The following is a 21,089-nucleotide window of genomic DNA, read 5'->3' on the forward strand; positions in this document are numbered from 1 at the left end:
CGCGTCAAATCCGACGGTAGCGGTGTGGACATCGCCAACGTCAAGATGTCGATGAACCCCTTCGACGAGATTGCAGTGGAAGAAGCCACGCGTCTGAAGGAGGCCGGCAAGGTCACCGAAGTCATCGCCGTCTCCTGCGGCGTGACGCAATGCCAGGAAACCCTGCGCACTGCGATGGCCATCGGCGCCGACCGCGGCATCCTGGTGGAAACACCGGCCGACCTCGACCTGCAACCGCTGGCCGTGGCCAAGCTGCTCAAGGCGCTGGCAGACAAGGAGCAACCGCAACTGATCATCCTCGGCAAGCAAGCCATCGACGACGATTCCAACCAGACCGGCCAGATGCTGGCGGCGCTGCTGGGCTGGCCGCAGGCGACCTTTGCTTCCAAGGTTGTGGTCGAAGACGGCAAAGTTTCCGTGACGCGCGAAGTCGACGGCGGCCTCGAAACCCTGTCGCTGACCTTGCCCGCCATCGTCACCACCGACCTGCGCCTGAACGAACCGCGCTACGTCACGTTGCCCAATATCATGAAGGCCAAGAAGAAGACCCTGGACATCGTCAAGCCGGAAGACCTGGGCGTGGACGTCGCCCCGCGCGTCAAGACGCTCAAGGTCGCCGAGCCGGCCAAGCGCAGCGCAGGCGTGAAGGTGCCTGACGTCGCCACCTTGGTGGCCAAGCTCAGAAACGAAGCCAAAGTCATTTAAGGAAGAGACAACATGACCGCACTTGTCATTGCAGAACACGATAATGCCAGCCTGAAAGGCAGCACACTGAACACCATCACCGCCGCCGTACAAACGCAAAAAGCGGCCGGCGGCGACGTCCACGTCCTCGTGGCAGGTCATAACGCGAAAGCAGCTGCTGATGCCGCAGCCCAGATTACTGGCGTAACAAAGGTCCTGCTGGCCGACGCGCCGCAATTCGCCGACGGCCTCGCCGAGAACGTTGCCGAGCAAGCGCTGGCCATCGCCAGGGACTACACTCACATCCTGGCCCCGGCCACCGCCTACGGTAAGAACATCCTGCCGCGCGTGGCCGCCAAGCTGGACGTGGCGCAGATTTCCGAAATCACCAGGGTCGACAGCCCTGATACGTTCGAGCGTCCGATCTACGCCGGCAATGCGATCGCCACCGTGCAATCGACCGACGCCATCAAGGTCATCACGGTACGCACGACCGGCTTCGATGCAGCAGCAACAGGTGGCAGCGCCGCAGTCGAATCGCTGACGGCCGTCGCCGACTTCGGCAAGTCCAGCTTCGTCTCGCGCGAAGTGGCGAAGTCGGATCGCCCTGAACTGACCGCCGCCAAGATCATCGTCTCCGGCGGTCGCGGCATGGGTTCGTCGGAAAGCTTCAAGATCCTGGAACCGCTGGCCGACAAGCTCAACGCCGCCATGGGCGCATCGCGCGCTGCTGTTGATGCAGGTTACGTGCCGAATGACTGGCAAGTGGGCCAGACCGGCAAGATCGTGGCGCCGCAGCTGTATATCGCCGTCGGCATCTCCGGTGCGATCCAGCATCTGGCGGGCATGAAGGATTCCAAGGTGATCGTGGCGATCAACAAGGATGAAGAAGCGCCGATCTTCTCGGTGGCCGATTACGGCATCGTCGGCGACTTGTTCGAGATCGTGCCTGAGCTGGTCAAGCAGCTCGGTTAATCAGCAATGCCAAATCGGCCCTCTCGCATGACAGGGCCGATTTTTTAGCAGCAGTGGCAGTACGGTAAGCAGTAAGCAAGCAGTAAAAAACGAATGCGAAAGCAGCGCAACAACAGATTGCGTACACAGGATCAGGAGTCGGAGATGAGCTACGTCGCACCATTGAAGGATATGCTGTTCGTCATGAACGAACTGGCCGGATTGTCGGAAGTCAACGCATTGCCCAACTGCGAAGACGCGACGCCGGAAACCGTGGAAGCCATTCTGGAAGAGAATGCAAAATTCTGCAGTGAAGTGGTGGCGCCGCTCAACCACTCCGCCGACAAGGAGCCGAGCTCGTGGAGCGACGGCAAGGTCACGACCAGCAAGGGCTTCAAGGAAGCCTTCAAGCAGTTCGGCGAAGCCGGCTGGCAGGGCGTGCAGCATCCGGTTGAATTCGGCGGCCAGGGTCTGCCGAAACTGGTGGCGACGCCCTGTATCGAAATGCTCAATTCCGCGAACCTGTCGTTCGCGCTGTGTCCACTGCTCACCGACGGCACCATCGAAGCGTTGATGACGGCCGGCACCGAGGAGCAAAAGAATACTTACCTGACCAATTTCATCTCCGGCAAGTGGACCGGCACGATGAACCTGACCGAGCCGCAAGCCGGTTCCGACCTGGCGCTGGTGCGTACGCGCGCGGTGCCGCAGGATGACGGTACGTTCAAATTGTCGGGCACCAAGATTTTCATCACGTACGGCGATCACGACATGGCCGAGAACATCGTCCACCTGGTGCTGGCGCGCACGCCGAATGCGCCGGAAGGCGTGAAAGGCATTTCGCTGTTCATCGTGCCGAAATTCCTGGTCAAGCCGGACGGTTCGCTGGGCGAGCGTAACGACGTGCATTGCGTCTCCATCGAACACAAGCTCGGCATCAAGGCCAGCCCGACTGCGGTGCTGCAATTCGGCGACCATGGCGGTGCCGTCGGCATGCTGGTCGGCGAAGAAAATCGTGGCCTTGAATACATGTTCATCATGATGAACGCCGCGCGTTTCGCAGTCGGCGTTCAGGGCATCAGCGTTGCTGAACGCGCCTATCAAAAAGCCGTGGCTTACGCCAAGGACCGCGTGCAGTCGCGCGACCTGGTCGGTTCTGCAGGCGCCGTCACCATCATCCACCAGCCGGACGTGCGCCGCATGCTGATGTCGATGCGCTCCCAGGTGGAAGCGTCGCGCGCGCTGGCATACGTCGCCGCTGCAGCATCGGATGCAGGTCATCATCATGCCGACGAGGCGACGCGCAAGACCAACCAGGCCGTCTACGAATACCTGGTGCCCATCGTCAAGGGCTGGTCGACCGAGTTGTCCATCGACGTCACCTCGACCGGCGTGCAGGTGCACGGCGGCATGGGCTTCATCGAAGAAACCGGCGCCGCACAGTATTACCGCGACGCGCGCATTCTGGCGATTTACGAAGGCACCACGGCGATCCAGGCCAACGACCTGGTCGGTCGCAAGACCTCGCGTGACGGCGGCGCAGTCGCCAAGGGCATCATCGGGCAAATTCACAAGACTGAAGCGGCGCTCGCCGCTGCCGCTGCAGGCGAATACAGCGACGACCTGCAGGCGATCCGCAAGCGCCTGGTTGACGGCACGCTCGCGCTGGACGACGTGGTCAACTACGTGGTCGCCAACATCAAGACGGACATCAAGGGTGTGTTTTCAGGCAGCGTGCCGTACCTGAAACTGGCCGGCGTGGTGCTGGGAGGCTGGCAAATGGCGCGCGCCGCGCTGGTGTCTGTCGACAAGCTGAAAGCCGGTGACGGCGATGCACAGTTCTACAAAGCCAAGATCGCGACGGCGCGTTTCTATGCAGATCATGTGCTGACGCAAGCGTCGTCGCTGCGTGCGGCGGTGGTGGAAGGCAGCGCCGGCGTGCTGGCGTTGACCGAAGAGCAATTCTGATGCGGAGGTGCTTGCCGGGATGATCGGCAAGCACCGCGGGTCTGCGGTTTATACTCGGCGTCAGCCGTAAGCGCCGCCGGTGAAGAGCAGGTCGAAACTGCGCGCCATCAGGGCGATCACCGACATGGCGCCGACTCCCAGCGTCAATACCAGGATCAGCGCCAGAACCCAGTGCGATTCCGATTTCTTGCCGGAGCCCTGGTTACGGGCGGCATCCCATTTTTCGTCCGGTGTCAGTCCGATGACGAGGGCTTCGAGGAAGCCGCACAATATCGACAGCGCAAACAGCATGCCCATGAACAGCGGCTGCGAGTTGCTGAATGTCCAGATCAGCAGCGCCGACACCGGCAGGGTGGCCAGATGCAACCAGCCGATCAGGTCTTTGCGTCCGACCATATAAAAACGATGGATGCCGATGCCGCCGAAAACGGCCGCCAGGAAAGTCGTGAAAGTCTTGTTCTTGTGCTGAATTGTCATGAAGCTAATTTCTCGATGGCAAAAGAAGGCGCTGGATCGGCCGGACTGCGCGCCGGAGCGCGTTGTAGTGTTGTAAAAAAACTGCGCCTAGTATAGCCGCAGGAGAGGGCGTCCCGAAGACCGTTTCGGGGCGCATTGCCCTGAAAAGGGCGAAATCAGGCGGGAAGGTCGGATGGAGCCGGATCGGCTCCGCGCCCGGCTTGGGCTGCTTTCCCGTATTCATCTTGCTGCGTGGCCGGTATTTCGGCTATAATCACCAGCTTTTCCGTGTTCGAACACTTTTTGGAACCATTATGGTCGTTATTCGTTTAGCTCGTGGAGGCGCCAAGAAGCGCCCATTCTTCAACATCGTTGCAACTGATTCGCGCAATCGCCGCGACGGACGCTTCATCGAGCGTCTGGGTTTCTACAACCCGGTTGCATCCGGTAAGGAAGAATCCTTCCGTATCGCTCAGGACCGCCTGGCTCACTGGGAAGGCGTCGGCGCACAGCTGTCCCCAACCGTTGCCCGTCTGGTCAGCGAAGCAGGCAAGAAGGCCGCTGCTTAATTGCAGTTGCATTCGGCTCTGATTTCGCAAGCGTATTGGTAAGGCAGGTTTGTCGCGCACATCACAATCAGGCGTCGCAGTTCCCCCGGATCTGTTGACGGTAGGTTACATCTCAGGTGCTTATGGTATTCAGGGATGGGTGCGGGTCAAACCTTATTCAGCGGATGCAGATGCTCTGCTGGGCGCAAGAACCTGGTGGCTGGACAAGCCGGAATTGCGCGATGTCGAGATGATGCAAGCCAAGTCCCACAGCGGTGATGTGGTGGCGAGGTTAATGGGAGTGGCTGGTCGTGATGCCGCCGAAGCGCTCAAGGGCGCCGTGGTGCAGATTGCGCGCAGCCACTTTCCTGCTTTATCCGACGGAGAATTTTACTGGGTCGATCTGATCGGCCTGGCAGTTGAAAACATGCAGGGCGAGTCCCTGGGCGTGGTCAGCGATCTGATGGATAACGGGGCTCACCCGATCCTGCGTGTCGCGGTTCCTGCTGTCCCGGCTGAGGCAGGAGTTGAAGCCGACAGCAAGGCTGCTGCAGAAATCCTGATTCCGTACGTCGACCAGTTCGTCAAGACCGTCAGTCTGGCGGACAAGAAAATCGTGGTCGACTGGGGACTGGATTATTGATCCGGCAGCGCGGTTTGCAATATTAAAAAGGGCGCCGGATGCAATTTGACGTCGTCACGCTTTTCCCCGAAATGTTTGCAGCATTGACGCAGTCCGGTGTAACCCGGCGTGCGTTCGAGCAAAAGAAGTGGGGCTTGTCGCTATGGAATCCGCGGGATTTCACCACCGACAATCACCGCACGGTCGACGACCGGCCTTATGGCGGGGGGCCGGGCATGGTGATGCTGGCCAAACCGTTGCAGCAGACGCTGCAGGCGGCCAGGCAGCGGCAACTTGATTTGAATCTGGCGGCACCGCGTGTGGTGTATTTGTCCCCGCAAGGCAAGCCGCTGACGCATCAGCGCGTCATGCAGTTCGCTGAAGATACTGGCGTGGTGCTGCTGTGCGGTCGCTACGAGGCGATCGACCAGCGTTTGCTGGACCGCCATGTCGACGAAGAAATCAGCCTCGGCGATTTCGTGCTGTCGGGCGGTGAATTGCCGGCGATGGCGCTGATGGATGCCGTGATCCGGCAATTGCCGGGCGTGCTCAACGACGGCAGTTCGGCGGTTGAAGACAGTTTCGTCAACGGCCTGCTGGATTGTCCGCATTACACGCGTCCGGAAGAATACGAAGGCGTGGCGGTGCCGCCGGTGTTGATGGGCGGCCACCATGCAGAGATTGTGAAGTGGCGACGCGAGCGGGCGCTTGAGGCGACCGCCAAGAAGCGTCCCGACCTGATCGCCAGGGCGCGCCAGGACGGTTTGCTGAGCAAGGCCGATGAGAAGTTTTTAAGCAGTTTGCAGTAAAAGCAGCAAAAGTGCGGGCAAAGCCGGAAGACAACTGAAGGCGGCGCTCGTTGTTCAACCCCATCCTCTACCGGGCAGGTCGACTCAGTCGACGAAGTGAGCGCCGGCAAGATGGCATTCGGAGTATTAAAATGGATCTGATCCAGCAATTAGAGCAAGAAGAGATCGCGCGTCTCGCAAAGAACATCCCTGAGTTCGCTCCAGGCGATACCGTCATCGTCAGCGTCAACGTGGTCGAAGGTACGCGCAAGCGCGCCCAGGCTTACGAAGGCGTCGTGATCTCGCGTCGCAACCGTGGTCTGAACTCCAACTTCATCGTCCGCAAGATTTCGTCGGGCGAAGGCGTTGAGCGTACATTCCAGTTGTACTCGCCGCTGATCGCGTCGATCGAAGTCAAGCGTCGCGGTGATGTCCGTCGCGCCAAGCTGTACTATCTGCGTGAGCGTTCCGGCAAGTCGGCACGTATCAAAGAGAAGCTGCCTAACCGCCGTGGCACTGCCAAGGCTGAAGCGTAATCTTCGGTATTTGCTTGAAAAAAGGGCGTCTTCGGACGCCCTTTTTGTATTAAATCCTTAAGGTGCAGCCTTGGCAAATTTTGATCCTCTCGATCTTCCGATAGAGTCCGTCGCCGGCGAGGCGGGGCTGGATGCCGAGCGCATGCAAGAGGAATGGCTGCGCCGTCGCTTTACCGAAACGCGGCCCTGGACGCCCGAAATCAACGTCGAGCAGCAGATGCGCCAGTCGGTTGGTACGCCGCGCCCGGCGGCAGTGCTGATGCCTATCGTGCTGCGTGCGGAAGGGCCGACGTTGCTGTTTACCCAGCGCACCGCCGATCTGAAGGACCATGCCGGGCAGATCAGCTTTCCCGGCGGCCGCACCGAGTTGAGCGACGTCTCGCCGGTCGACACCGCCCTGCGCGAAACGGAAGAAGAAATCGGCCTGGCGCGACGCCATGTCGAGGTGATCGGTTCGCTGCCCGAGTATTTCACCGGCACCGGCTATCGCGTCACACCGGTGGCCGGCCTGATCCGGCCACCGTTCAACATGGTGCCCGATCCGCGTGAAGTGGCCGAGATCTTCGAAGTGCCGTTGGCTTTCCTGATGGACGGCATGAACCACCAGCGCCGCACCATCGAATTGCCCAACGACCTCGGTCGCCGCACCTTCTACACCATGCCCTACGAGCGCTTCTTCATCTGGGGCGCGACCGCCGGCATGCTGCGCAACCTGTTCCATTTCCTGCGCAGCTGAGAGCGGAGCAGGGGAGGGCCGAAAGGCCTCGCTCACAGGGGAAATATCTCCGGCGGACAACATAAAACGTCAGGGATACTTGCTGCCGTTGTATCATTTACCTGTTTTCGCGAAGGTCGTGCGCTCTGTGCGAACTCATATTCGCTTGGCGTAAGTACCTCAGCAAGTACTTCAATAAGTACTTCAATAAGTACTTCAATAAGTACTCAGATAAGTACACCAATAAGCACACAAACAAGACTCACCAAAAGGCGGCTTGATGACATTTCTTTCCATACTCTTTGCGCTCCTGATCGAACAATTGAAGCCGCTGCGGGCGGACAATCCGATTTACGCCTGGATCAAGTCCTTCGCGGCCCGGATTGAAAACTGGTTCAACGCCGGTCATGCGCATCATGGACGTCTGGGATGGTTTGTCATGGTCGGCGCGCTGACAGTGCCGGCCGGCCTGATTTACTGGGTGTGCCTGCGCATCAGCCCGCTGGCGGCACTGGCCTGGAACGTGCTGATCGTTTACATGACGCTGGGCTTCCGCCACTACAGCCACTATTTCACTTCGATCCAGCTGGCGCTCAACACCGGCGATGACGTCGCCGCGCGCGCCTTGCTGGCCGAATGGACCAAGGAAGACACGTCGGACCTCGACGTCAGCGAAATTTCGCGCATCGCCGCCGAAAAAGCGCTGGTCACCACGCATCGCCACGTATTTGGCGTGTTTTTCTGGTTCCTGATGCCGGTCGGCCCGGCGTTGGCCGTGATGTACCGCGTGTCGGAGTACCTGGCGCGCGCCTGGAACGAGCCGGATCACATGAAGCAGGAAGTCTTCGGCCGTTTCGCCGAGCGTGCGTTCTACTGGATTGACTGGATTCCGGCACGCTTCACGGCGGCGGCGTTCGCGGTGGTCGGCAATTTCGAAGACGCGATTTACGCCTGGCGCAATTTTGCCGACCGCTGGCAGGACGAGGCCGTCGGCATCATCCTGTCGGCCGGCGGCGGCGCCATGGGCGTGCGCTTCGGCACACCGGCGGAATCCGCTTCAGGCGTGCTGCCGATCGATGCCGCGACCGTCGATTCGACGCTCGAAGCAGCCGATGGCTTCCCCGGCGACCAGCCTTCGCCGCGCACGCTGCAAAGCACGGTCGGCCTGGTCTGGCGCGCGATGTTGTTGTGGATGTTCCTCTTGTTGCTGCTGTCGGTGGCGGTCTGGATGGGATAAAGGCAAGGCAGGGTTGTCCGCAAGACAAGATTTGCGGGCGCTGCTGGTTGTCCAGATAGGGGTGTATCTCAAGTCTTCTATAAGATATAATACTTGGGTTTCGTCGGCTTCCCTCCCAAGAGGCAGGAAGCCATTTATGTGGCAAACGCCAGAGAACGAATTGCACGCATGGCAGATCCCATCAATACCACCAACGAGCCGGCACAAGAATTCATCATCATGGGTCTGACCCAGGATGGGAAGCAGTTCCGGCCCAGCGACTGGGCCGAACGTCTGTGCGGCGTCATGTCCTGTTTCCGCCCCGAAGGTTCGGGCGGCCGCAATGCTCACCTGCAATATTCCCCCTACGTATTACCGACCATGATCAACGGCGTCCGCTCGGTTGTCGTCAACGAAGCGCTCCGCGCGCTTGAGCCGCTGGCTTACCATTTCGTCCTGAATTTCGCCAAAGACAACAACCTGCAGGTGATCGACGCCTGTCTGCTGCCGGACCCAGCTTCTCGCAAGCCTTAGGGCTGCAGGACGCATTGCATCAGCGTCCGCCTGCAATTCGCGGATACTGATGCAATGAGTTCTAGTCGTCTCCTATCGCTCAAGCCTGCAGCGTGCGCCAGAGCCGTATGAGATGTGGCGGTTCCACGGAACCATATTTCCTGCGGAGAAGAAGCATCATGAAACATCGAATCGAACGAGACACCTTCGGCCCCATCGAGGTGCCTGACGATCGTTTGTGGGGCGCGCAAACGCAGCGCTCGCTGCACCATTTCCATATTTCCACCGAACGCATGCCGGCCGAACTGATCGTCGCGCTGGCGGCGGTCAAGCGCGCCTGCGCAAGCGTCAACCGCGACCTCGGCAAGCTCGACGCCAAGAAGGCGGAAGGCATCGTTGCCGCCGCCGACGAAGTGATCGCCGGCAAGCATCCGCTGGAATTCCCGCTGTCGGTCTGGCAGACCGGTTCCGGCACGCAAAGCAACATGAACATGAACGAGGTGCTGGCCAATCGCGCGTCGGAACTGCTGGGCGGCGTGCGCGGCGAAGAGCGCAAGATCCATCCCAACGACGACGTCAACCAGAGCCAGTCGTCCAACGATATCTTCCCGACTGCGATGCACGTGGCCGCCAGTCTGGCGGTGGCGACGCATCTGTTGCCCAAGCTGCACAAGCTGCGTGCGACGCTGGAACGCAAGTCGGAAGAGTTCAGGGACATCGTCAAGATCGGCCGCACTCATTTGCAGGACGCCACGCCGCTGACGCTGGGCCAGGAATTCTCGGGTTACATCGCGCAACTCACGCATGCCGAAATGGCGATCATCGCCACGCTCAACGCCGTCAGCGAACTGGCGGCCGGCGGCACCGCAGTCGGCACCGGCCTCAATGCGCATCCGGAGTTCGGCACGCGCGTCGCCGCCGAGCTGGAGAAGCATTACGGCTTCCCGTTCAAGACTGCACCCAACAAGTTTGCCGCGCTGGCCAGCCATGACGCGCTGGTGTCGGCGCACGGCGCCTTGAAGACACTGGCGGCGGCGCTCATGAAGATCGCCAACGACGTACGCTGGCTGGCTTCCGGTCCGCGTTCCGGACTCGGCGAGATCACCATCCCCGAAAACGAACCGGGCAGCTCGATCATGCCGGGCAAGGTCAACCCGACTCAATGCGAAGCGCTGACCATGCTGTGCGCGCAGGTGTTCGGCAACGACGTCGCGATCAACATCGGCGGCGCTTCCGGCAATTTCGAACTGAACGTGTTCAAGCCGGTGATCGTCCACAACTTCCTGCAAAGCGTGCGCTTGCTGGCCGATGGCATGGACAGTTTCGACGACCACTGCGCGCAGGGCATTGAAGCCAACCGTGATCGCATTGCCGACCTGATGGAGCGTTCGCTGATGCTGGTGACCGCGCTGGCGCCGCATATCGGCTACGACAAGGCCGCCAAGATCGCCAAACAGGCGCATCACGACGGCACCACCTTGAAACAGGCCGCACTTGCGCTTGGTTATGTTACCGAAGAGCAGTTTGCGCTGTGGATCAAGCCGGAGGAAATGACCGGGCCGAAATAATTTCAAGCGACTTCCACGGCCGTTTTTCAGTAAAATTTCCGCTTTGCCGACACGCCGCTTCCTGCAAGCGGCGTGTTCGTTTCCGATTCCCGGAAACCCGCATGTGTCCGGCTTTGTAGCGCCATGTACAGGTTTCTTAAATAGGGTTACGAATTGAAACAAAACCGTTGAAACCTGGCCGTTTTGCGTATATTTAATGAAGCGGGATGGCGAGTGCCGTCTCCACGAAATACGCGAGGCGAACATGAAAAAAGCAGCTTTATTGGGATTGCTTGCGCTTGGTTGCATGGCGGCAAGCGGGGCAAGCTCCGCACACACCCGTTTCGGTGTGTACATCGGCGGTCCCCTGTGGATACCGCCGCCGGCCTACTATCCGGCCCCGGTCTATTATCCGCCGCCGGTGTACGTCCAACCCGCTGCGCCGCCGGTCTACATTGAGCAAGGTCCGGCGCAGAGCAACTACTGGTACTACTGCCAGGAATCCAAAGGCTATTACCCCTACGTCCAGAGTTGCCCGAGCAACTGGATGAAGGTTGTGCCGAACGGTCCGAATGGCGGACAGCCGCCGCCGCAGTAACGTGCGGTCGCCAACAAGCTTCAGACCAGTTCCAGATAGCTTTTTCAAGGATTACATCGTGAAACCAATTCATAAAACAGCCGGTACGCTCGGCGCTTTAACTGCCTTGCTGGTGTTGGGCGGTTGCGTCAGCGTGCCGACCGGCCCCTCCGTGATGGCCATGCCGGGCAACGGCAAGTCGTACGAGCAATTCCGCAGTGAACAGCAGCAATGCCAGCAATATGCCCAGGACGCCATCGGCGGCCAGGCGCAGTCGACGCAAAACAACGCCACCAACAGCGCCGTGGCGGGCACCGCGATCGGCGCTGTCGCCGGCGCGCTGATCGGCGCCGCTTCGGGTAACGCCGGCGCAGGCGCTGCGATCGGCGCAGGCGGCGGCTTGCTGGTCGGCAGCGCGGCCGGCAGCAATGCATCGGCGGGCGGCAACTATTCGATGCAGCAACGCTACGACATGACCTATAGCCAATGCATGTACAGCAAGGGTAACCAGATCCAGACGCAGCAGCAGGCCACCACGGTCTACAGCTATCATCCGCGCCGCTACTACTATGCACCGCCGCCTCCGCCACCCGGTTACTACGGTCCTCCGCCGGGATATTATGGTCCGCCGCCGGGCGCGTACTGATGGCCTGATCCTCCCAAACCGCCTCCTGCAAACGAGGCGGTTTTTTCCTGGAAAGTGGGTCGGGCAGGGCTTTTGCGCTGCATCATGAGCAAGGCTTGATGCTATACTTCGCCGATGCAATACAGAATTCATCCCTCACTACAACTCCAGCATTGGTGGCGCACCTGATTCGGGTGGCCCGCTTTTGCACAGCTTAGTAGTACAGCTTTTGTCAATGTGATGCCGCCGGTCCGGGCGGCATTGTTTTATGCGGCGAGACTGGCAGCGTTCCGAAATTACCGGAGTGACCATGTCCTTGAATGTTTCGCCAGCCTCTGCACCATCTGCAACTTCTACCGTTTCCAACAAGCCGTCGGCCGCGCGTCCCATCGTCCTGACCGGCGACCGCCCGACCGGCCCTTTGCATCTGGGCCACTACATCGGCTCGCTGGTGTCGCGCGTGCAGTTGCAGGACGAGGCCAGCCAGTTCCTGCTGCTGGCCGACACCCAGGCCATGACCGACAACGTCGGCCGTCATCAGAAAGTCACCGAGAACGTCGTTGAAGTGGCGCTCGACTACCTCGCCGTCGGCATCGATCCGGAAAAATCCACCATCTTCATCCAGTCGCAAGTCACGGAGTTGTACGAGCTGTCGATGCACTTGCTCAATCTGGTTAGCGTGTCGCGTCTGGAACGCAATCCGACCATCAAGGAAGAGATCCGCCTGCGCGGTTTCGAGCGCGACATTCCGGCCGGCTTCCTGACGTATCCGGTCAGCCAGGCCGCCGACATCAGCGCCTTCAAGGCCACGCTGGTGCCGGTCGGCAACGACCAGTTGCCGATGATCGAGCAGACCAACGAACTGGTGCGCCGTTTCAACAACGTAGTCGGCAAGGACGTGCTGGTGGAGTGCAAGGAAGTGCTGTCTGAAACCGGACGCCTGCCGGGCATCGACGGCAAGGCCAAGATGAGCAAGTCGCTGGGCAACTCGATCGCGCTGGGCGCCTCGCCGGCCGAGATCAAGCAGGCGGTGCAGCGCATGTACACCGACCCCAACCACTTGCGCGTCGATGATCCGGGCCAGGTCGAGGGCAACGTGGTGTTTGCCTTCCTCGATGCATTCGAGCCGGACCGTGTGGCGCTGGAAGAGCTGAAGCAGCACTACCGCCGCGGCGGTCTCGGCGACAGTGTGCTCAAGCGTCGCCTGGAAGGCCATTTGCAGGAATTGCTGGAGCCGATCCGCACCCGCCGCGAACAATGGCAGCAGGAGCGCGGTGAAGTGCTGGCGATCCTGCGTCGCGGCACCGAGCGTGCGCGCGCAGCAGCTGCGCAGACGGTGTCGGAAGTGCGTGGCGCGCTCGGTCTGAATTACTTCTAAGCCGCTTTCAACGGATCCGGACGGGCGCTCAACGCGCCCGTTTTGCTTGCTTCAACGGCAACGACAGCAAGACTTCCAGTCCACCTTTGGCATGATTGCGCAGGTCCAGCAAGGCGCCGTGATTTTCCGCGATATTGCGTGCAATCGTCAGCCCCAGGCCGGTGCCGCCCGTGTCGCGCGAGCGTGATGTTTCAAGCCGGTAAAAAGGTTCGAACACCGTTTCCAGCTGGCCCTCGGGAATACCGGGGCCATGATCGCGGATGCGGATCAGCACCCGGTTGGGCAGCAGGTCGTCGAGCGCGATCGATACCTCGGCGCGCTGGCCGTATTTGAAGGCATTGTCGAGCAGGTTGGTCAGGCAGCGCCGCAGTGCGTTGGGCTGGGCCACCACAAAGGCGCGCGTGCGGCCTTGCAGTTCAACCTGCTGGCCGGCATCCGATGCGTCGGCGCACACGCTGTCGAGCAGAGAATCGATGTCCAGCCGCTGCATCGCTTCCGACGAATCCATGCTGCGCGCCAGATCCAGTCCCTCGCGCACCATGTCTTGCATCACGGCAAGGTCATCCACCAGCTTTTGTTGCAATTCCTTGTCTTCCACTTTTTCCAGCCGCAGGCGCAGGCGCGTCAGCGGCGTCTGCAAATCATGCGTGATTGCCGCCAGCATGTGGGTGCGATGCTGGATCTGGCGCCGGATGCGCGTCTGCATGGCGTTGAAGGCCTTGGCTGCCTGGCGGATTTCGGTCGGGCCTTTTTCCGCCAGCGGAGGATGATCGATGTCGCGTCCGAGTTCGGTCGCGGCACTGGCGAGATGTTTGATCGGACGCGCCGCCATGCGCGCCACCACGTACGCCAGCATCGCAATCAATACCAGGAACAGCAGGATGTACGGACTGCCGGAAGGGCCCACGCCGCCGCGGCTGCGCAGCGACGGCGGGTCGCCCGGCATGTGCAGGCGCAGGCGCAGCAGCGCCTTGTCGCGCAGGCTGACATAGATGACGCGGCAGGTTTCCATCCGCGGTCGTTCGGCGCGGTCATGGCCATCCGGCGGGGCATTGCGCGGCCGGCGCGGCGCGCAGTCGGTCTCGCGCTGGACCACGATCTGGCGGTCTTCGCCCAGCCGTGATTTCAGCATGTCGGCCATCGGACCGGTGCTGGGGCTCTGCATGTCGCCGACTTCATTGACGAAACCCGCCTCGAAGCCGAAATTGTCGGCCGCGTGCAGGACCACGTCGCGCGCCTGCGGCGTAAGCGGATCGAGCGCCTGCACCACCTGTTCGACGCGCTCGGCGACGTGCTGGTAGCGCAGTTCGCGCATGGTGTTGCGACGCTCGTTGGAGGCCAGCCAGGTGGTCGTGACGGTCGCCACCAGGATGCCTGCCAGCAGGATCAGGAAGACGCGGTTGCCGATCGAGCCGACGAACTCGCGCAGGGGGGCGAAGAGATGATTCATCCGGCGTCTTCCAATGTCACGGTGGTGGCCAGCACGTAGCCCTCATTGCGGACGGTCTTGATGATGGTCGGGGTACGGGCGTCGTCGCCCAGCTTCTGGCGCAGGCGACTGATCTGGATGTCGACCGAGCGATCGAAAGGATCGGCTTCGCGGCCCTGGGTCAGCTCCAGCAACTGGTCGCGGTTGAGGATGCGGTTGGGATGGTCGAGGAATACCTTGAGCATGCGGAACTCCGCTCCCGACAAGGCCACCACCACGCCCTCCGGGTTGAGCAGATGGCGCGCCGTCAGGTCCAGCGTCCAGCCGGAGAAATGCATGGTCTTTGCTTCCGGCCGCATCATGCTCGGCGGCAGCGCCTGGGTCCGGCGCAACACGCTGCGTATGCGGGCGAACAATTCACGCGGCTCGAACGGCTTGGCCAGGTAATCGTCGGCGCCCATTTCCAGGCCGAGGATGCGGTCCAGCGGTTCGCCGCGCGCGGTCAGCATGATCACCGGCACGTTCGACTGGGCGCGCAGGTTGCGGCACAGCGTCAGCCCGTCCTCGCCGGGCAGCGTCAGGTCCAGCACGATCAGGTCCACGCGCGATTCGTCGAGCACCTTGCGCATGTCGGCGCCGTTGGTCGCCGTCAGTGTGCGGAAACCGTTGGCGTCGAGGTACTCCGCCAGCAGGGTGCGGATTTCGCGGTCGTCATCGACCACCAGAATGTGAGAATTTGTATCCATGGCAGCCATTATGACTACTCCAGAAAATGGGGTGACGCTGAATTGTATATTGGGATAACAGGCGGCCCTCCGGACATAGAGCGAAACAAAGCAGCCGCCGGCATATACAGAGCGATACAAATCGTGGGACAAGGGAAAAACCGCGGTTACACCTGAAGCGTTAAATGTGAACTGTGCAGATAACGCACCCAACACGAAAGGAATCACCATGTTGAATCTGAAAAAACACCTGATGATCGGCGTCGCCGCCGCAGGTATCGGTCTGACCGCCATGTCTTCATTCGCCCAGATGCCGCCGGCAGGTCCGGGCGGCCCAGATGGACGCCACATGCCGACCCCCGAGCAGATCGCCAAATTCGAGCAGCACCGCGCCAAACGCCAGGCAGCCTTGCACGACAAACTGAAGATCACTGCGGCCCAGGAAGGCGCCTGGAAGACCTTCACCGACAAGACCACGCCGCAGCGTCCGGCCACGCCGCCGGCCCGTCCGGACAAGGATGAATGGAGCAAGATGACCACGCCGGAACGCCTGGATCGTCATCTGGACCGGATGAAGCAGATGGAAGCCCGCATGACGGACCATATCGCCGCCACCAAGGAGTTCTACGCCGTCCTGTCGCCTGAGCAGCAAAAGGTGTTCGACCAGGAATTCCGCAAGATGGAAGAGCATCGTTTCAAACACGGCCGCTTTGGCGATGATCACGGTCGCGATCACGGCAAGCGCGATGCTCCTGCAACTGCGCCTGCTCCAGCCAAGTAAGCGACCTTGGTAATTCGAAACCTTGCGCAATGTTGCGCAAGGTTTTTTGTCTTTCTTTCACTTTTTTTGCTTATTTGGCATGAAGATATACGGTATCGATCATCGTTCCGTCATGCTTCTGCACCATAATAACGAGTTGGCGTGTTGCCATGCGCCTGCGAGCGCATTTCCTGAAGACCATCCCTCCGGCCGCCAGAGCAGGGCTGTCGGGGTTGTGCGGATCTTCATGAAATGTCTTGATCCATATTGATTGTCCGATTCCCCGTCCCCAAGATGACTACAACACCAACTCCCGACAATAATCAACCGCCATCTTCCCCCTTGTCCTCCAGGAAATCGCCCGGCTTGCTCAAGCGCTGGTGGTTCTGGGCCTTGCTGGTCATCCTGGTTGGCGGAGGTTATTACTATTGGCATCACAAGCGCGCGGCAGCGGCCGAGCAGGCCCAGAACGGCGCCGGCCAATGGCAAGGGGGCGGCGGCAAGGGCAAGCGCGGCGGGCCTCCGGGCGGCGGCTTCGGCGGCATGGGCTTGTCGCCGGTGGGCGTGGCGGTGGCCAGGATTTCGGACGTCAACATCTACCTGACCGGTCTCGGCGGCATCACGCCGACCGCCACCGCCACGGTACGCAGCCGCGTCGACGGCCAGCTCATGAAGCTGCATTTCAAGGAAGGCCAACTGGTCAAGGAGGGAGACTTGCTGGCCGAGCTCGATGCGCGTCCTTATCAGGTTGCGGTGACCCAGGCGGAAGGCCAGCTGGCGCGTGATCAGGCGCAACTGGGCGCGGCCCGACTCGATCTCCAGCGCTACCGCACACTGTTGTCGCAGGATTCCATCGCCAGCCAGCAGGTCGACACGCAAGCCGCGCTGGTCAAGCAACTGGAAGGCACGGTCAAGTCCGACCAGGGCAACCTGGCCAGTGCGCGCCTGCAACTGACCTATTCGCGCGTGACCGCGCCGGTCAGCGGCCGCCTCGGCCTGCGCCAGGTCGACATCGGCAACATCGTGCATTCCAGCGACACCAACGGCATCGTCATCATCACCCAGGTGCAGCCGATCACGGCCGTGTTCAGCATCCCCGAAGACAATATCCCGGCCGTCATGAAGCAACTGCAGGCCGGCAAGAAACTGCCGACCGACGCCTGGGACCGCGACCAGAAGAACAAGCTCGCCAGCGGCATGCTGCTGACCATCGATAACCAGGTCGACGCCACCACCGGCACCATCAAGCTCAAGGCGCAATTTCCCAACACCGACTATGCGCTGTTCCCGAATCAGTTCGTCAACATCCGCATGCTGCTCGACACCCGCAAGGATGCCGTGACGATCCCCACGGCGGCGCTGCAACGCGGCTCCAAGGGCTTGTTCGTGTACGTGGTCAAGTCCGACAATACCGTCACCGTGCGCAACGTCAAGACCGGTCCGGCGCAGGGCGACATCACCGCGATCGAAGACGGCGTCGCCAGCGGCGAAACCGTGGTGGTCGACGGCATCGACCGTCTGCGCGAAGGCGCCAAGGTCGAACCTGTAGTGCGCGGCGGCGCTGACGATCCGGCCAACAAGCTGACCGAGAAAGCCGGTCCGCGTCGGCATAAACGCGACGGCGCCGTCGGCGAAGCGCAAAGTGGACAGGGCGGCCAGGACATGACGCCCGAAGAGCGCCAGAAGCGCTGGGCCGAACTCAACAAACGCATCGACGCCGGTGAATTCGGCGAAGAGATCAAGAAGCTGCCGGAAGACCAGCGTCGCCAGCGCATGATGGAAATGCGCCGCCAGCAACGCAGCACCACGGAAGGCACGCCGGCTGCGCCTGCAGCTGCACCCGCACCCGCTGCGACGAAATAAGGCGGCCGCATGAATCCATCACGCCTGTTCATCCTGCGGCCGGTGGCGACCTCGCTGCTGATGCTGGCGATTCTGCTGGTCGGTATCGTCGCCTATAAACAGCTGCCGCTTTCGGCGCTGCCGGAAGTCGACTATCCGACCATCCAGGTCGTCACGCTCTATCCCGGCGCCAGCCCCGATGTGATGACCTCGTCGGTCACCGCGCCGCTGGAACGCCAGTTCGGCCAGATGCCCGGCCTCAACCAGATGTCGTCGACCAGCTCGGGCGGCGCTTCGGTGATCACGCTGCAATTCAATCTCGACCTCAGCCTCGACATCGCCGAGCAGGAAGTGCAGGCCGCCATCAACGCCGGCGGCAACCTGTTGCCGTCCGACTTGCCGGCGCCGCCGATCTACAGCAAGGTCAATCCGGCCGACACGCCGATCCTGACGCTGGCGGTGACGTCCAGGACGCTGCCGCTACCCAGGGTGCAAGACCTGATCGACACGCGCCTGGCGCAAAAGATTTCGCAGCTCTCCGGCGTCGGCCTGGTCAGTTTGTCGGGCGGCCAGCGTCCTGCCGTACGCATGCAGTTGAATCCGCGCGCCATCGCCGCATTGGGCATGAACCTGGATGACATCCGCACCGCCATCGGCAACGCCAACGTCAACCAGGCCAAGGGCAGTTTCGACGGCCCGGCGCGCGCCTCGACCATCGATGCCAACGACCAGTTGAAGTCCGCCGACGAATACCGCAACCTCATCATCGGCTACAAGAACGGCGCGCCGATCCGCGTATCGGACGTGGCCGACGTGGTCGACGCCGCGGAGAACGTCCGCCTCGGCGCCTGGGCCAACGACTCCGCCGCCGTGATCGTCAACATCCAGCGCCAGCCGGGCGCCAATGTGATCGCCGTGGTCGACAGCATCAAGAAGATCCTGCCGACCTTGCAGGCCAGCCTGCCGGGCGCGATCGACGTGCATATCCTGACCGACCGCACCACCACCATCCGCGCCTCGGTGGACGACGTCAAGTTCGAACTGCTGCTGTCGATCGTGCTGGTGGTGATGGTGATCTTCGTCTTCCTGCGCAATATCCCCGCCACCATCATCCCGAGCGTGGCGGTGCCGCTGTCGCTGGTCGGCACCTTCGGCGTCATGTACCTGGCCGGCTTCTCGATCAACAACCTGACGCTGATGGCGCTGACGATCGCCACCGGTTTCGTGGTCGATGACGCCATCGTCATGATCGAAAACATTTCGCGCTACATCGAAGAAGGCATGGAGCCGTTGCAAGCCGCACTCAAGGGCGCGCAGCAGATCGGCTTCACCATCATTTCGCTGACGTTTTCGCTGATTGCTGTGCTGATCCCGCTGCTTTTCATGGGCGACGTGGTGGGGCGGCTGTTCCATGAATTCGCCGTCACGCTGGCGGTGGCCATCCTGATCTCGGCGGTGGTGTCGCTGACGCTCACGCCGATGATGTGCGCGCGCCTGCTGCATCACGTGCCGGAAGAGAAGCAGGGCTGGTTCTATCACAAGAGCGGCGCATTCTTCGACAACGTCGTGGCCCGCTACGGCGTCGCGCTGACATGGGTTCTGGATCGCCAGCGCGCCACGCTTGTAGTGGCGCTGGGCACGCTGGTGCTGACCGTGGTGCTGTACATCTTCATTCCCAAGGGCTTCTTCCCGGTGCAGGATACCGGCGTGATCCAGGGGATTTCGGAAGCGACGCAATCGGTCTCCTTCGGCGCCATGGCCGAGCGTCAGCAGGCGCTGGCCAAGGTGGTGCTGGAAGACCCGGCGGTGGAAAGCCTGTCCTCCTTCATCGGCGTCGACGGCATCAACGCCACCCTGAACAGCGGCCGCATGCTGATCAACCTCAAGCCGCATGAATCGCGCGACATCAGCGCCAGCGACGTCATCCGCCGCCTGCAACCCAGGCTCAACGAAAAAGTCCCCGGCATCACGCTGTACATGCAGCCGGTGCAAGACCTGACCATCGAAGACAGCGTCAGCCGCACGCAATACCAGTTCACGCTGGAAGATGCCGACGCCGCCGAACTCAGCACCTGGGTGCCGAAGATCGTCGACCGCCTGCGTCAGCTGCCGGAACTGGCCGACGTCGCCAGCAACGTGCAGGACCAAGGGCTGCAGGCCTACGTCGAGATCGACCGCGACGCCGCGTCGCGCATGGGCATCACCACGGCCGCCATCGACAACGCGCTGTACAACGCCTTCGGCCAGCGCCTGATCTCGACCATCTACACGCAATCGAATCAGTACCGCGTGGTGATGGAAGTCAAGCCGGAATTCCAGAAGGGACCGGATGCGCTCAACAGCATTTTCCTGGTGGCCTCCAGCGGCAACCAGATTCCGCTGTCCAGCATCGCCAAGGTGACCGAGCGCACCGCGCCGCTGGTGGTCAACCATCTCGGCCAGTTCCCGGCCGCCACCGTCTCGTTCAACCTGGCGCAGGGCGCCTCGCTGGGCGAAGCGGTCAAGGCCATCATGGCGGCCGAGAAGGACATCGCCATGCCGGCCAGCATCTCGACCAACTTCCAGGGCGCCGCGCAGGCGTTCCAGGCCTCGCTGTCGAATACGCTGTGGCTGATCCTGGCCGCGATCGTGACGATGTACATCGTGCTCGGCGTGCTGTACGAAAGCTACATCCATCCGATCACCATCCTGTCCACGTTGCCGTCGGCCGGCGTCGGCGCCTTGCTGTCGCTGATGATTTCGCGCAACGACCTCGGCATCATCGGCATCATCGGCATCATCCTGCTGATCGGCATCGTCAAGAAGAACGCCATCATGATGATCGACTTCGCGCTCGAGGCCGAACGCCACGAAGGCAAGTCGCCGCGTGACGCGATTTATCAAGCCTGCCTGTTGCGCTTCCGCCCGATCCTGATGACCACCATGGCGGCTTTGCTGGGCGCCTTGCCGCTCATGCTGGGCACGGGCGTCGGCTCCGAACTGCGCCAGCCGCTCGGCATCACCATGGTCGGCGGCCTGCTGGTGTCGCAGGTGCTGACGCTGTTCACCACGCCGGTGATCTATCTCGGTTTCGACAGCCTGGCCAAACGCATGCGCAAGCGCTTCGGCAAGGAAAAGCATCCGGGACATCCGGATGATGACGATGCGCCTTCGGCCAACGCGCCGCTGGTTCCGCCGACGCCGCCGGCACAGCCGCAAGCCTGACG

Annotated in this window: 20 protein-coding genes; 17 read left to right on the forward strand and 3 right to left on the reverse strand. The window is 61.5% G+C overall.

Annotation, left to right across the window (positions count from 1 at the left end; genetic code table 11):
* The 3 genes from DXT88_RS08445 to DXT88_RS08455 form a co-directional block, all read left to right on the forward strand.
* On the forward strand, nucleotides 1-705 hold a 705-nt coding region (locus DXT88_RS08445; RefSeq protein ID WP_265211129.1), incomplete at its 5' end, for an electron transfer flavoprotein subunit beta/FixA family protein.
* A gap of 12 nt (nucleotides 706-717) precedes the next feature.
* Entirely contained in the window at nucleotides 718-1,659 is a 942-nt protein-coding gene (locus tag DXT88_RS08450; RefSeq protein ID WP_265212659.1) for an electron transfer flavoprotein subunit alpha/FixB family protein, read from the forward strand.
* Between the two features lie 144 nt (nucleotides 1,660-1,803).
* Nucleotides 1,804-3,606 (forward strand): acyl-CoA dehydrogenase, encoded by a 1,803-nt coding sequence (locus DXT88_RS08455; protein ID WP_265212660.1) that lies wholly within the window; start codon nucleotides 1,804-1,806, stop codon nucleotides 3,604-3,606.
* 60 nt (nucleotides 3,607-3,666) lie between these two features.
* Here DXT88_RS08455 and DXT88_RS08460 read toward each other — a convergent pair whose 3' ends face one another.
* Nucleotides 3,667-4,083: an NINE protein gene (locus DXT88_RS08460; RefSeq protein ID WP_265212662.1), complete on the reverse strand. Its 417-nt coding sequence runs from the start codon at nucleotides 4,081-4,083 to the stop codon at nucleotides 3,667-3,669.
* Between the two features lie 293 nt (nucleotides 4,084-4,376).
* Here DXT88_RS08460 and rpsP point away from each other — a divergent pair, with 293 nt between their 5' ends.
* The 11 genes from rpsP (at nucleotide 4,377) to trpS (ending at nucleotide 13,127) form a co-directional block, all read left to right on the forward strand.
* Complete coding sequence (gene rpsP / locus DXT88_RS08465) at nucleotides 4,377-4,631, forward strand: 30S ribosomal protein S16 (protein WP_040503873.1); 255 nt, start codon at nucleotides 4,377-4,379, stop codon at nucleotides 4,629-4,631.
* 94 nt (nucleotides 4,632-4,725) lie between these two features.
* Nucleotides 4,726-5,253 (forward strand): ribosome maturation factor RimM, encoded by a 528-nt coding sequence (rimM, locus tag DXT88_RS08470; protein WP_265212666.1) that lies wholly within the window; start codon nucleotides 4,726-4,728, stop codon nucleotides 5,251-5,253.
* Between the two features lie 38 nt (nucleotides 5,254-5,291).
* Nucleotides 5,292-6,041, forward strand: coding sequence for a tRNA (guanosine(37)-N1)-methyltransferase TrmD (gene trmD, locus DXT88_RS08475; RefSeq protein WP_016836404.1), 750 nt, complete (start codon nucleotides 5,292-5,294; stop codon nucleotides 6,039-6,041).
* Between the two features lie 131 nt (nucleotides 6,042-6,172).
* Nucleotides 6,173-6,556, forward strand: coding sequence for a 50S ribosomal protein L19 (gene rplS / locus DXT88_RS08480; RefSeq protein WP_016836403.1), 384 nt, complete (start codon nucleotides 6,173-6,175; stop codon nucleotides 6,554-6,556).
* Nucleotides 6,557-6,626: 70 nt separating this feature from the next.
* Nucleotides 6,627-7,292, forward strand: a complete 666-nt coding sequence (locus tag DXT88_RS08485) for a CoA pyrophosphatase (RefSeq protein WP_265212669.1) — start codon at nucleotides 6,627-6,629, stop codon at nucleotides 7,290-7,292.
* 259 nt (nucleotides 7,293-7,551) lie between these two features.
* Nucleotides 7,552-8,508: a CobD/CbiB family protein gene (locus DXT88_RS08490; RefSeq protein ID WP_016836401.1), complete on the forward strand. Its 957-nt coding sequence runs from the start codon at nucleotides 7,552-7,554 to the stop codon at nucleotides 8,506-8,508.
* Between the two features lie 168 nt (nucleotides 8,509-8,676).
* The gene (locus tag DXT88_RS08495; protein ID WP_016836400.1) at nucleotides 8,677-9,021 is read left to right on the forward strand and encodes a DUF3579 domain-containing protein; all 345 of its coding nucleotides are present in this window, start codon (nucleotides 8,677-8,679) and stop codon (nucleotides 9,019-9,021) included.
* Between the two features lie 158 nt (nucleotides 9,022-9,179).
* Nucleotides 9,180-10,568 carry a class II fumarate hydratase gene (gene fumC / locus DXT88_RS08500; protein ID WP_016836399.1) on the forward strand — a complete coding sequence of 463 codons (1,389 nt, stop codon included), beginning with the start codon at nucleotides 9,180-9,182 and terminating at the stop codon, nucleotides 10,566-10,568.
* A gap of 244 nt (nucleotides 10,569-10,812) precedes the next feature.
* Entirely contained in the window at nucleotides 10,813-11,145 is a 333-nt protein-coding gene (locus DXT88_RS08505; RefSeq protein ID WP_029363977.1) for a hypothetical protein, read from the forward strand.
* A gap of 58 nt (nucleotides 11,146-11,203) precedes the next feature.
* Nucleotides 11,204-11,770 (forward strand): glycine zipper family protein, encoded by a 567-nt coding sequence (locus DXT88_RS08510; RefSeq protein ID WP_265212677.1) that lies wholly within the window; start codon nucleotides 11,204-11,206, stop codon nucleotides 11,768-11,770.
* A 289-nt stretch (nucleotides 11,771-12,059) separates the two neighbouring features.
* A complete protein-coding gene (trpS, locus tag DXT88_RS08515; RefSeq protein WP_265212679.1) occupies nucleotides 12,060-13,127 on the forward strand; it encodes a tryptophan--tRNA ligase in 1,068 nt (355 codons plus the stop codon).
* Between the two features lie 28 nt (nucleotides 13,128-13,155).
* On the opposite strand, the gene DXT88_RS08520 is transcribed toward trpS, so the two are convergent.
* Nucleotides 13,156-14,556, reverse strand: coding sequence for an ATP-binding protein (locus tag DXT88_RS08520; protein WP_407649328.1), 1,401 nt, complete (start codon nucleotides 14,554-14,556; stop codon nucleotides 13,156-13,158).
* Nucleotides 14,557-14,573: 17 nt separating this feature from the next.
* A complete protein-coding gene (locus DXT88_RS08525; protein WP_193365593.1) occupies nucleotides 14,574-15,302 on the reverse strand; it encodes a response regulator in 729 nt (242 codons plus the stop codon).
* A gap of 208 nt (nucleotides 15,303-15,510) precedes the next feature.
* On the opposite strand from DXT88_RS08525, the gene DXT88_RS08530 reads away from it, so the two are divergent.
* The 3 genes from DXT88_RS08530 (at nucleotide 15,511) to DXT88_RS08540 (ending at nucleotide 21,087) form a co-directional block, all read left to right on the forward strand.
* Nucleotides 15,511-16,062 (forward strand): Spy/CpxP family protein refolding chaperone, encoded by a 552-nt coding sequence (locus tag DXT88_RS08530; RefSeq protein WP_265212684.1) that lies wholly within the window; start codon nucleotides 15,511-15,513, stop codon nucleotides 16,060-16,062.
* Between the two features lie 273 nt (nucleotides 16,063-16,335).
* The gene (locus DXT88_RS08535; protein ID WP_265212686.1) at nucleotides 16,336-17,904 is read left to right on the forward strand and encodes an MdtA/MuxA family multidrug efflux RND transporter periplasmic adaptor subunit; all 1,569 of its coding nucleotides are present in this window, start codon (nucleotides 16,336-16,338) and stop codon (nucleotides 17,902-17,904) included.
* A 9-nt stretch (nucleotides 17,905-17,913) separates the two neighbouring features.
* A complete protein-coding gene (locus tag DXT88_RS08540) occupies nucleotides 17,914-21,087 on the forward strand; it encodes an MdtB/MuxB family multidrug efflux RND transporter permease subunit (RefSeq protein ID WP_265212688.1) in 3,174 nt (1,057 codons plus the stop codon).
* Nucleotides 21,088-21,089 lie beyond the last annotated feature (2 nt).

This window comes from Herbaspirillum lusitanum, assembly GCF_026127345.1.
In the GTDB taxonomy this organism is placed as follows: domain Bacteria; phylum Pseudomonadota; class Gammaproteobacteria; order Burkholderiales; family Burkholderiaceae_D; genus Herbaspirillum; species Herbaspirillum lusitanum.

What these genes read in the sequence shown, in the direction of transcription:
- DXT88_RS08450 (WP_265212659.1), top strand. Translation starts at nt 718, where the DNA reads ATGACCGCACTTGTCATTGCAGAACACGATAATGCCAGCCTGAAAGGC.
- DXT88_RS08455 (WP_265212660.1), top strand. Translation starts at nt 1,804, where the DNA reads ATGAGCTACGTCGCACCATTGAAGGATATGCTGTTCGTCATGAACGAA.
- DXT88_RS08460 (WP_265212662.1), bottom strand. Translation starts at nt 4,083, where the DNA reads ATGACAATTCAGCACAAGAACAAGACTTTCACGACTTTCCTGGCGGCC.
- rpsP (WP_040503873.1), top strand. Translation starts at nt 4,377, where the DNA reads ATGGTCGTTATTCGTTTAGCTCGTGGAGGCGCCAAGAAGCGCCCATTC.
- trmD (WP_016836404.1), top strand. Translation starts at nt 5,292, where the DNA reads ATGCAATTTGACGTCGTCACGCTTTTCCCCGAAATGTTTGCAGCATTG.
- rplS (WP_016836403.1), top strand. Translation starts at nt 6,173, where the DNA reads ATGGATCTGATCCAGCAATTAGAGCAAGAAGAGATCGCGCGTCTCGCA.
- DXT88_RS08490 (WP_016836401.1), top strand. Translation starts at nt 7,552, where the DNA reads ATGACATTTCTTTCCATACTCTTTGCGCTCCTGATCGAACAATTGAAG.
- DXT88_RS08495 (WP_016836400.1), top strand. Translation starts at nt 8,677, where the DNA reads ATGGCAGATCCCATCAATACCACCAACGAGCCGGCACAAGAATTCATC.
- fumC (WP_016836399.1), top strand. Translation starts at nt 9,180, where the DNA reads ATGAAACATCGAATCGAACGAGACACCTTCGGCCCCATCGAGGTGCCT.
- DXT88_RS08505 (WP_029363977.1), top strand. Translation starts at nt 10,813, where the DNA reads ATGAAAAAAGCAGCTTTATTGGGATTGCTTGCGCTTGGTTGCATGGCG.
- trpS (WP_265212679.1), top strand. Translation starts at nt 12,060, where the DNA reads ATGTCCTTGAATGTTTCGCCAGCCTCTGCACCATCTGCAACTTCTACC.
- DXT88_RS08525 (WP_193365593.1), bottom strand. Translation starts at nt 15,302, where the DNA reads ATGGATACAAATTCTCACATTCTGGTGGTCGATGACGACCGCGAAATC.
- DXT88_RS08530 (WP_265212684.1), top strand. Translation starts at nt 15,511, where the DNA reads ATGTTGAATCTGAAAAAACACCTGATGATCGGCGTCGCCGCCGCAGGT.
- DXT88_RS08535 (WP_265212686.1), top strand. Translation starts at nt 16,336, where the DNA reads ATGACTACAACACCAACTCCCGACAATAATCAACCGCCATCTTCCCCC.
- DXT88_RS08540 (WP_265212688.1), top strand. Translation starts at nt 17,914, where the DNA reads ATGAATCCATCACGCCTGTTCATCCTGCGGCCGGTGGCGACCTCGCTG.